The sequence below is a fragment of the Burkholderia ambifaria AMMD genome (assembly GCF_000203915.1).
Classification (GTDB): domain Bacteria; phylum Pseudomonadota; class Gammaproteobacteria; order Burkholderiales; family Burkholderiaceae; genus Burkholderia; species Burkholderia ambifaria.
In genome coordinates this window covers 399,140-409,940 of sequence record NC_008392.1, presented here as the reverse complement: position 1 = coordinate 409,940, position 10,801 = coordinate 399,140, and the positions used below count along the sequence as shown (strand labels likewise).

The following is a 10,801-nucleotide window of genomic DNA, read 5'->3' as shown; positions in this document are numbered from 1 at the left end:
AAATCCGGAACATGCAAGACATTCAGCAGCTCCTCGCGAAGAGCCTGACCGAAATCAAGCGCCTGAAGGCGGCCAACCAGGCGCTCGAGCAGGCCCGCCGCGAGCCGATCGCGATTGTCGGCGCGGCCTGCCGCTACCCGGGCGGGATCGGCTCGCTCGACCAGCTCTGGACCGCGCTCGAGGCGGGCCGCGACGGCATCCGCACGATGGTCGGCGAGCGCTGGCCGATGCAGCGCTTCCTCACCGACGATCCCCACCGGCCCGGCGGCATCTACAGCGATGCGATGGGCCTGCTCGAGGCGATCGACGGTTTCGATGCCGCGCATTTCGGCCTGCGCCACGACGAGGCGATCCACATCGACCCGCAGCATCGGCTGCTGATGGAAGTGGCCTGGGAGGCCTTCGAGGATGCCGGCTACGCGGTGGACGCGTTCTCGGGCAGCCGCACCGGCGTCTACGTCGGGATCATGAACGACGACTACGGCCAGCTGCAGGGGCCGCTGGAGGCGGCCAGCCTCTACATCGGCTCGGGCATCGCCAAGAGCTGCGCGGCGGGGCGGCTGGCCTACACCTTCGGGCTGGAGGGGCCGACGCTGGCGCTCGACACCGCCTGCTCCTCGTCGCTGGTGGGCGTGCACCTGGCCGTGCAGGCGCTGCGGCGCGGCGAATGCGACGCGGCGCTGGCCGGTGGCGTGAACCTGATCCTTTCGCCGCAGGGCACGGTGGTGGCCTGCCGCTCGCAGATGCTCTCGCCGAGCGGGCGCTGCCGCACCTTCGACGCCAGCGCAGACGGCTACGTGCGCGCCGAGGGCTGCGGGCTGGTGCTGCTCAAGCGCTTGTCCGATGCCGAACGCGACGGCGACCGGATCCTCGCGCTGGTCCGCGGCTCGGCCGTCAACCACGACGGCCGCACGCAGGGCCTGACCGCGCCGAGCGGCCAGGCGCAGCGGCGCGTGATCGCGGCGGCGCTGGCCGACGCGGGCGTGGCGGCCGCCGAGGTCGGCTTCGTCGAATGCCACGGCACCGGCACCGCGCTGGGCGATCCGATCGAGCTGCGCGCGCTGGAGGCCAGCTACGTGCTCGAAGCGGGCGAGCGCGCGCCGCTGGTGGTCGGCGCGCTGAAGTCCAATCTCGGCCACATGGAATCGGCGGCCGGTATCGGTGGCCTGCACAAGGCCATCCAGGTGGTGCGCCATCGCAGGGTGCCGAGGAACCTGCATTTCGAGACCCTCAATCCGCAGATTCGCGTCGACCTCGAGCGGCTGCGCATCGCCGCCGAGGCGGTGGCGATGCCGGAACGGGAACGCGCGCTGGCGGGCGTCAGCTCGTTCGGCTTCAGCGGCACCAATGCGCACGTGATCGTCGAGGCCTATGCGCCGCGGGACGATCGAGTGGGCGTGGACGGCTCGGCACATGAAGACGCCGCCAACGCGGAGGCTGCACCGCTGCAGCTATTCCGGCTTGCCGCGCATTCGGGCGCCGCGCTGGCCGACTACGCGCGCCGCTACCTCGACTGGCTCGACGACGCGCACGCGCGGCAAGCCCGGCTCGATCCGGCCGCGCTCTGCTACACGGCCGCGGTGGGCCGCGGCGAGGCCGGCTGCCGGATCGCGCTGAGCTTCGAGACGCTCGATGACCTGCGCGCCTGCCTGCGCGAATACCTCGACGTGGCCGGCGGCGACCCGAGCGAGCCGGTGCCGAAATCCTGCGCGGCCGAGTGGGTGATCGGCGGCGCGGCCGATGTCGACTGGCGCGTGGCCGGGGCGCTGCATGCGCAGCCCGGCTTCTATCGCGAGCGGGTCCAGCAGGCCTGGGCGCGCCTCGCGTCGCGCGTGCCGGATGGCGCCGCCGCGTTCGCGCGGCTCTGCGCGGGCGGCGATGCCGGCTTGCCGGCCGACGCGACGCTACCGCACACGGTGCACCGCTGGGCGCTCGCGCAGCTGCTAGTCCACCTCGGCCTGCAGCCGGCCCGCGTGAGCGGCCATGGCGCCGGCGAGTATGTGGCGGCGGCCGTCGCGGGCCTGGTCGACTGGGACACGGCGCTCGGCCTCGCGGCCGGCGAGGCACTGCCGGCCGGCTTCAAGGCGGGCCGCGCGCGCTGCGAATTCACCAGCCGCTTCGGCACGGGCGAGCTGCCCGAGTCGTGGCAGCGCGACGGCGGCCCGGCGGCGGCCGACGCGGCTCCGCTCGGCGACGAGGCTTGGCCCGAGCACGCGCAGGGCATCGTGGTCGAGCTGGGCGCGGGCCTCGCGCTGCGGCTCGGCGATGCGGCCGACGAGCGCCTGTTCCGCTGGACCCACGGCCGCACCAATCGCGACCCGGCCCGGCCGCTCGAGGCCTTCCTCGCGCAGGCCTACATGGCGGGCCTGCCGGTGCGCTGGGCGCCGCTGTTCGAGGCGCAGGCGCCGCGCCGCCAGAGCCAGCCCGGTTATCCGTTCCAGCGCGAGCGCGTGTGGACCGACTGGGGGTATTCGTTCGACGCGACGCTGCCGTCCACCGTCGGCCGCGCCGGCGGCGGCGTGGCGCCGCGCCTGCCGGCGCTCGCCACCGGGCTGGCCGCGGAGCCGCTCGATCACCCGGTGCTGCGCAGCCTGTTCGCGTGCCCGTCGGGCGCACGCAATTTCTCGGGCGAGCTTTCGCTCACGGCGCTGCCCTACCTGGCCGCGCACCGCATCCTCGGCGAGATCGTACTGCCGGCCAGCGCGCAGTTCGACCTGATCGCCACCGCGGGCCGCGCATGCTGGCCGGGCCAGCCGCTGCTGATCGACGAGCTGCAGCTGCCGAACCGCTGCGTGCTCGGCGACGAGCCGCTCGAAGTCTACTGCCACCTGCGGCCCGCCGACGGGCGCGTCGAGCTGCATGGGCGGCCGCGCGGCGCGCCGGGCTGGACGCTCCACGCGCGGGCGCGCATCGCGCCGGACGAGGCCCACGCGGCCAACGCGCCGGCCACCGTCGATCCGGCCGCCTGGCGCGCCGCCTGCGCCGAACCGGTGCCGGTGCGCCGCCACTATCACGCGATCGCGCAGGTCGGGCTCGAATACGAGGCCGACTTCCAGGGCATCTTCGAACTGTCGCGCGGCACCGGCTGCGCGCTCGCCAAGATCGCGCTGCCGCCCGGCGTCGACCAGTCGCTGGACGGCTACAGCACCCACCCGATCCTGCTCGACGCCTGCCTGCAGGCGATTTCCGCAGCCTCGCCGCCCGATGCCGGCGGCGAGCTGCTGATCCCGGCCGCGATGCGCGGCATCCACCTGTTCAGGCCGCTGCCCGAACTGATCTGGTGCCGCGTCGAGGTCCTCGCCGACGACGGCGGGCGCGGCACCCAGCACGCCAAGCTGACGATCGTCGACATGCAGGGCGAGCCGGTGATGCGCATCGACCGCTTCGAGACCACGCGTTACACGGGCGCCGTCGCGCCCGCTGCCGAGAACTGGACCCACTGGCTCTACGACCGGCACTGGGTGCCGGCCGCGCCGTGCGCGGCTTCGTCGTCGTCGGCCGAGCGTGCCGCGCGCCACTGGCTGCTGCTCAGCGACGGCGGCACGGCCTGCGCGGCGCTCGCGACGGTGCTGGCCGCGCGCGGCGATCGCGTCTCGGTGCTCGGCCGCGAGGCCGCGCCGGCCGACGCGGACGGCTTCGGCGCGTTGATCGATGGCGCGGCGGCCGATGGCGGCCTCGACGGCGTGATCCACGGCTGGTCGCTCGACGGCTTCGATCCCGAGGCGCACGGGCCGGGGCACGAGGCCGTGTCGGACGAGGCGCTGGCGCGCTGCGCGCAGGGGCCGCTGTGGCTATGCCAGGCCGCGCTCGCGCCGGGCCGGCGCGAACTGGCGCTGCATTTCCTCACGCGCGGCAGCCAGCCGGCCGGCGGCTCGCGCGTGCGGGCGCCGCTGGCCGCGCTGGCCTGGGGGCTGGTGGGCAGCTTCGTCAACGAACAGCGCCGCCCGGCGCGCCTGGTCGATCTCGACCCCGACAGCCGCGACGGCCGCGCGGATGCCGCGCTGCTGGTGCAGGCGCTTCACGCGGACGGCGAGGAGACGCAGTACGCGGTGCGCGGGGCGCGCCTGCTGGTGGCGCGGCTGCGGCGCGCCGCGCCGCTCGCGGCGCCAGCGCCGGTGATCGATCCCGAGGCCAGCTACCTGATCACCGGCGGTTACGGCCAGCTCGGCATCGAGACGGCCACCGCGCTGGCGCGGCAGGGCGCGCGCCACCTGGTGCTGGTGGGCCGCGATCCGTCCCGCGCCGAGGGCGACCCGGCGCTGGCCGGCCTGCGCGAGATGGGCGTGCGACTGACGCCGCTGGCGGCCGACGTGGGCGAGCGCGCCAGCTTCCTGCCGCGCCTGGCCGAATGCCTGCGCACGCTGCCGCCGCTCAAGGGCGTGGTCCATTCGGCGGGCAGCCTGGACGACGGCGTGCTCGACGACCAGGACTGGGGGCGCTACCTCGCGGTGTTCGCCGCCAAGGTGGCCGGCACGCTCAATCTCCATCACGCGCTGCGCAAGCATGCGCTCGATTTCTTCGTGCTCTATTCGTCGGCGGCCGCGCTGCTCGGCAACCCGGGGCAGACCAACTACGCGGCCGCCAATGCCTTCCTCGACAGCTTCGCCGCCTATCGCCGCGGCCTCGGGCTGGCAGGGCTGGCGATCGGCTGGGCCGGCTGGGCGGGCGGGGGGATGGCCGCCGGCCGGGGCGAGGCGCGCGCCGAGGCCACGATCGGCCTGATCCCGCCGGAGCAGGGTGCCGAGGTAATCGCCCGCCAGTTCGCGCATCGCGACGGCGATTTCGCCTTGATCCCGATGCGGCTCGCCGCGCTGGCCGGCCAGGACCGCATGCCCTGGCTGCGTGCGCTGCTGGCCGAGCTGGTCGAGGCCGAGGCAGGCGCGACGGGCGCGAGCGGAGCACCGCGCGTCGAGCGCCGCGCCGGCGGCACGGCCGGCGCGGCACTGCTGGCGGGCCTCGCGAGCCTCGATGCGGCGGCGCGCGCGGCGCGCCTGAAGCGCCATCTCGAGGCCGCGATCCGCAAGCTGCTCAACCGCGCCGATACGCTCGACGATCGCGCCAGCATGTTCGATCTCGGTCTCGATTCGCTGCTCAGTATCGACCTGCGCATGCAGCTCGAGAAGGACCTGGCCTGCAGCCTCTCGACCACGGTGCTGCACGACCATCCGACCATCGAGGCGCTGGCGGGCTTCCTGGCCGAACGCGTGGGTGCGCCGCCGGCGGGGACGGTTCGCGCAGGGGCCGCGGGCGGTGCCGGTGCAGGCACCGGCGCGCCTGCCGGCGCCACTGGGGCCGCGGCTGCGCATGCCGTATCGTCGGCCTCGCCCGTGCCGGCCGGGGCCGCGTCGGCCGCTGCATCCGCTGCATCCGCTGCAGCGGCAGCCGGCGCCCCGTCGCGCGCCACGTTCGCGGCCGAGCCGCGTCGTGCCGGCGGCGCGGCGCTGCCGCCCGGCGCCGGCCCCGACGACATCGCCATCATCGGCGTATCGGGCCGCTACCCCGGCGCGGCCGACCTCGGCGCGTTCTGGGACAACCTGCGCGACGGCCACGACGCGATCACCCCGATCCCGCCCGAGCGCTGGAACCACGACGCCTACTTCGACCGGCAGCGCAACGTGCCCGGCAAGAGCTACAGCGCCTGGGGCGGCTTCATCGAGGACGTCGACGCCTTCGACCCGGCCTTCTTCAGCATCTCGCCGCGGATGTCGGCCTACCTCGATCCGAAGGAGCGGCTGTTCCTCGAGACGGTCTGGAACCTGCTGGAGGAGGCGGGCGAGACGCGCGAGCGCATGCAGCAGGCCTATGGCGCGCAGGTGGGCGTGTTCGTCGGCGCGATGTACCAGCTCTATGGCGCCTGCGCGGCCGACGAGGGCGAGCGCGTGGCCACCGCGCTGTCCTCCTACAACGCGATCGCGCATCGCACCTCGTACTTCTTCAACCTGCGCGGGCCGAGCATCGCGCTCGACACAATGTGCTCGTCGTCGCTGACGGCGGTCCACTACGCCTGCCGCAGCCTGCTCGACGGCGACTGCGCGCTGGCCATCGCGGGCGGCGTGAACCTGTCGCTGCATCCGCGCAAGTACGTCGGGCTGAGCCAGGCGCAGATCGTCGGCAGCCATGCCGACAGCCGCAGCTTCAGCGACGGCGACGGCTACCTGCCGGCCGAGGGCGTGGGCGCCGTGCTGCTCAAGCCGCTGGCCCGCGCGCTGGCCGACGACGACCGGATCCTGGCGGTGATCAAAGCCTCCTCGGTCAACCACGGCGGCCGCGCGACCGGCTACTACGCGCCGAACGCGAACGCCCAGGTCGACCTGATGGAGGCCAGCTTCCGCAAGGCCGGCGTGTCGCCCGAGTCGATCGACTACATCGAGGCCGCCGCCAACGGCACCAGCCTCGGCGACGCGGTCGAGCTGCGCGCGCTGGCGCGCGTGTTCGACGGCACCGCGCGCGACGGCCGGCGCGTGCCGATCGGCACTGTGAAGTCGAACATCGGCCATCCCGAGGCGGCCTCGGGCATCGCGCAACTGACCAAGGTGATCCTGCAGATGCAGCACGAGACGCTGGTGCCCTCGATCAAGACCGAGCCCGTCAACCCCAACCTCGACCTGGCCCACACGCCGTTCCGCCTGCTCTCGCGGCAGGCGGCCTGGCCGTCCGATCCGGCGCGGCCGCGGCGCGCCACGGTCAGCTCGTTCGGCGCGAGCGGCGCGAACGCGCACCTGATCGTCGAGGCCTTCGAGACGGTCGAGGCGGAGCCCGCGCCAGCCGTCGCGCAAGCGGCGCCGCCGGCCGAGATCGTGGTGCTGTCGGCGCGCACGCCGGCTCAGTTGCGCGAGGTGGCGCGGCGCCTGCTGGCCTGGCTCGCCACGCGGCAGGCGGCGGGCAGGGCGGAATCGGCGGTGCCGCTGGCCGAGCGCGGCCGCGCCTGCTCGCTCGCGAATCTCGCGCACACGCTGCAGATCGGGCGCGAGGCGATGGACTGCCGGCTCGCGCTGCTGGCCGACAGCCTCGACACGCTTGGCGATGGCCTGCGGCGTTTCCTCGGCGAATCGGCCGGCGCGGCCGAGCCCGCGATCTACCACGGCAACGTGCAGGACCAGCTCGAGATGCGCAACCTGCTGGCGGGCGCCGCCGGCGACGCGATGGCGCAGACCCTGGTGGCCGAACGCAACCTGGAGGGGCTGATGCTGCACTGGGTCCAGGGCGGCAACGTGCCCTGGGCCGCCCTGCGCGAGGGCCGGCCGGCGCGCCGCCTGGTGCTGCCGACCTATCCGTTCGAGCGCGAGCGCTACTGGCTGTCCGGCGCGAGCGACGCCGCGGGCCGCGGCGCGGGCGAGCCGCAGGTCCCTGCCGAGCCGGCCGAGGCGGCCAGCGAACCCAGTGTCGTCGATGGGCGGGCCTGATCCGATGGACGCACCTGACCTTCACTTCCTCCAGCGAGCCGATCGCACCACGATCATGTCACTGTTCTCCCCGTACCAACTCGGCAATGTGAGCCTGCGCAATCGCATCGCGATCTCGCCGATCTGCGTCTACTCGGCCAGCGAGGGCGTGCCCGACGACTGGCACCTCGTGCACCTGGGCAGCCGCGCGATCGGCGGCGCGGGGCTGGTGTTCACCGAGGCCACCGCGGTATCGCCCGAAGGGCGCATCACCTTCGGCTGCACGGGCATGTGGAACGACACGCAGCGCGATGCCTGGGCGCGCATCACCGGCTTCGTGCGGGCCCGCGGCGCCGCCGTGGGCATCCAGCTCGCGCATGCGGGGCGCAAGGCCAGCATGGATTTGCCCTGGCTCGGCGGCAAGCCGCTGCCGGCCGGCACGCTCGGCTGGCAGCCGCTCGGGCCCAGCCCGCTGGCCTTCGATGCCGGCTACAGCGTGCCGACCGAGATCGATGCGGCCGGCATCGACAAGGTAATCGCCGACTACGCGGCGGCCGCGCGCCGCGCGCGCGAGGCCGGCTTCGACGTGATCGAGATCCACGCCGCGCACGGCTACCTGTTCCACGAATTCCTCTCGCCGCTCTCGAACCGGCGCGGCGATCGTTACGGCGGCGCGCTCGAGAACCGCGCCCGCCTGCTGCGCCAGGTGGTGGCCGCGGTGCGCGAGCAGTGGCCGCGCCGGAGGCCGCTGGTGGTGCGCCTGTCGGCGACGGACTGGATGCCGGGCGGCTGGGACATCGAGGAATGCGTCGCGTTGTGCCGCTGGCTGCGCGAGGACGGCGTCGACCTGATCGACACCTCGTCGGGCGGCAATGTCGCGAGCGCGAAGATCCCGGTGGGCCAGGGCTACCAGGTGCCGTTCGCCGCGCGCATCCGCCGCGAGGCCGGCATCGCGACGGGCGCCGTCGGGATGATCACCTCGGGCCGGCGCGGCGCCGAGATCATCGAGCGCGGCGATGCCGACCTCGTGCTGGTCGCGCGCGAGGCGCTGCGCGACCCCTACTTCCCGCGCCGCGCGGCCGCCGAGCTCGGCGTGCCGATCGCGGTGCCCGAGCAGTACCTGCGCGCATGGTGAGCGCACCGCGCCAGGCTGTGCTCCCTGCTTCCCCGACCGTTTCCAACCAGGCTGACGACGCCATGACCCTCGCTACCCTGCAAGCCGCCGAGACGGCGGACATCATCGTGCTGTCGGCGCCCGGCGTCGACGCGCTGCGCGGCGCCGTCTGGCAGCTGCTGGGCCAGCTGCGCGCGCTCGCGAGCGACGCCGCGGCCGAGCCGTTCACGCTGGCTGACCTCGCCTACACGCTGAAGTCGCGCCCCGAGGCCGGCGGCTGCCGCGTCGCCTTCGTGACGCGGCAGCTCGATGACCTCGCGGCCGGCCTCGAGCACTACCTGCGCGCGCATGCGCAGGCCGAGGCGAGCGTGCCGCGCAGCGTGACGCCCGGCCGCCACGGCGAACTGGTGACCATCCTGCGCGGCGACCTGGCCGCCGATTCGGGCACGGCGCGCCTGCTCACGGGCGCGGCGGCCGCGACCATGGCGCGCGCGCTGTGGGCCGCGCGCGACCTCGAGAACCTCGCGCTGATCTGGGTGCGCGGCGGCCAGCTCGACTGGGACGCGCTGCGCGAGGGACCGCCGCCGCGGCGCCTCGCTTGGCCCGACCAGGCGCCGCTCGAGGCCGGCGCGCGGCCGGCGCCGGAAGCCTTCGAGGGCGCCGCCGCGGGCGTCTCGGCGGCCGGCATCGAGCCTGACCTGACGGCGATCTGGCAGGCGCTGTTCGCCCTGCCGGCGGTTGGCCGCCACCAGGATTTCTTCGCGCTCGGCGGCGATTCGCAGCTGGGCCTGCGCATGCTGGCCCAGCTGCGTGAGCGCCACGGCGTCGACCTGCCGCTGCGTTGCCTCTACGAGGCGCCCACCGTCGCCCGCCTGGCCGAGACGATCGTGCGGCTCGCGGCGCCGGCGCCTTCGGGCGACCAGGACGATGCATCGGAGTACGAAGAAGGCGTGATCCGCTGAGGCCGCCCCGGCGGTTCCGTCCACGGTTTCCCCACTGAATCGACGGCGGCATCCCGCGTGCCGCCGACATCCTGACAACGATGGAGATCGACATGTCAAGCCAAGCACAGTTGCAACCCCTGAAGGGCATCCGCGTGGTCGACTACACGCACTTCCTGGCGGGCCCCTATGTCTCGCGTTGTCTCGCCGCGCTCGGCGCCGACGTGATCAAGGTGGAGCGGCCCGCCGGCGGCGACGCGGGCCGCGCGCATCCCTACTTCATCCAGGGCGAGAGCGGCTATTTCCTGCAGCAGAACATGGGCAAGAAGGGCCTGTGCGTCGACGTGAAGGATCCGCGCGGGCTCGCGCTGATGAAGAGGCTGATCGGCGAGGCCGACGTACTGGTCGAGAACTACCGGCCCGGCGCGCTCGCCAAACTCGGGCTCGGCTACGAGGCCTGCGCCGAGACGAACCCGGGGCTGGTCTACTGCTCGGTGTCGGCCTATGGCCAGACCGGGCCGCGCTCGCAGCAGGCCGGCTTCGGCCTGATCGCCGAGGCGATGAGCGGGGCGATGGACCTGATCGGCAATCCCGACGAGACGCCGCCGCTGTTCCGCATGCCGGTGGCCGACATGTACGCGGGCAGCCACGGTGTGGCGGCGGTCTGCGCGGCGCTGCTGGGCCGGGCGGCCTCGGGGCGCGGCCAGCACATCGATCTCGCGCTCTACGACTGCATGGTGTCGATGCACGACTACGCGGTGCAGTGCCACACGCTGAGCGGCGGCGAGGAGCGCATGACGCGCAGCGGTCACTACCTGCCGCAATCGACCGTCTACGGCGTGTTCGCGACCCAGGACGGCAGCGTGGTGATCGCCGCGCAGGTCGACGACGCCTGGCGGCGGCTGGCGCGCCTGATCGGCGGCGCGGACCTGGCCGAGGATCCGCGCTTCCTCGATGCGGCCAGCCGCAACGCGCACGGGCGCGAGGCCGTCGAGCTGGTGCAGGCCTGGAGCCGCGCGCGCAGCGCCGAGGACTGCCTGGCCGCGCTCGAGGCGGCCGGCGTGCCGGCCGCGCCGGTGCAGCGCATCGATCAGGTGCTGGGAGACCCGCACGTCGCGGCGCGCGGCATGCTGATCGAGCAGCAGCATCCGGTGCTCGGCACGATCCGGCTGCCGAACGTGCCGTTCCGCTTCTCCGGCTTCGAGCCGCCCGAGATGCGCGTGGCGCCCATGCTGGGCCAGCACAATCGCGAGATCGCCGCCGAGCTCGGTTACGCGGAGCACGAGATCGACCGGATGGAGGGCGACGGCGTGCTGTTCGCGCCGGCGCGCGTGCCCGAAGCGGCAAGCCTGTGAGCGCGCGGC

Annotated in this window: 4 protein-coding genes; all 4 read left to right on the top strand. The window is 74.0% G+C overall.

Going from position 1 to position 10,801, the window contains the following annotated elements:
• Nucleotides 1–11 precede the first annotated feature (11 nt).
• Nucleotides 12–7,403: a type I polyketide synthase gene (locus BAMB_RS33100; RefSeq protein WP_011660807.1), complete on the top strand. Its 7,392-nt coding sequence runs from the start codon at nucleotides 12–14 to the stop codon at nucleotides 7,401–7,403.
• Nucleotides 7,404–7,458: 55 nt separating this feature from the next.
• The gene (locus BAMB_RS29480; protein WP_011660806.1) at nucleotides 7,459–8,517 is read left to right on the top strand and encodes an NADH:flavin oxidoreductase/NADH oxidase; all 1,059 of its coding nucleotides are present in this window, start codon (nucleotides 7,459–7,461) and stop codon (nucleotides 8,515–8,517) included.
• 62 nt (nucleotides 8,518–8,579) lie between these two features.
• On the top strand, nucleotides 8,580–9,458 hold the full coding sequence (locus BAMB_RS29475; RefSeq protein WP_041491773.1) for a phosphopantetheine-binding protein: 879 nt from the start codon (nucleotides 8,580–8,582) through the stop codon (nucleotides 9,456–9,458).
• Nucleotides 9,459–9,550: 92 nt separating this feature from the next.
• The gene (locus BAMB_RS29470) at nucleotides 9,551–10,792 is read left to right on the top strand and encodes a CaiB/BaiF CoA transferase family protein (protein ID WP_011660804.1); all 1,242 of its coding nucleotides are present in this window, start codon (nucleotides 9,551–9,553) and stop codon (nucleotides 10,790–10,792) included.
• Nucleotides 10,793–10,801: the final 9 nt, after the last annotated feature.

What these genes read in the sequence shown, in the direction of transcription:
- BAMB_RS29475 (WP_041491773.1), top strand. Translation starts at nt 8,580, where the DNA reads ATGACCCTCGCTACCCTGCAAGCCGCCGAGACGGCGGACATCATCGTG.
- BAMB_RS33100 (WP_011660807.1), top strand. Translation starts at nt 12, where the DNA reads ATGCAAGACATTCAGCAGCTCCTCGCGAAGAGCCTGACCGAAATCAAG.
- BAMB_RS29470 (WP_011660804.1), top strand. Translation starts at nt 9,551, where the DNA reads ATGTCAAGCCAAGCACAGTTGCAACCCCTGAAGGGCATCCGCGTGGTC.
- BAMB_RS29480 (WP_011660806.1), top strand. Translation starts at nt 7,459, where the DNA reads ATGTCACTGTTCTCCCCGTACCAACTCGGCAATGTGAGCCTGCGCAAT.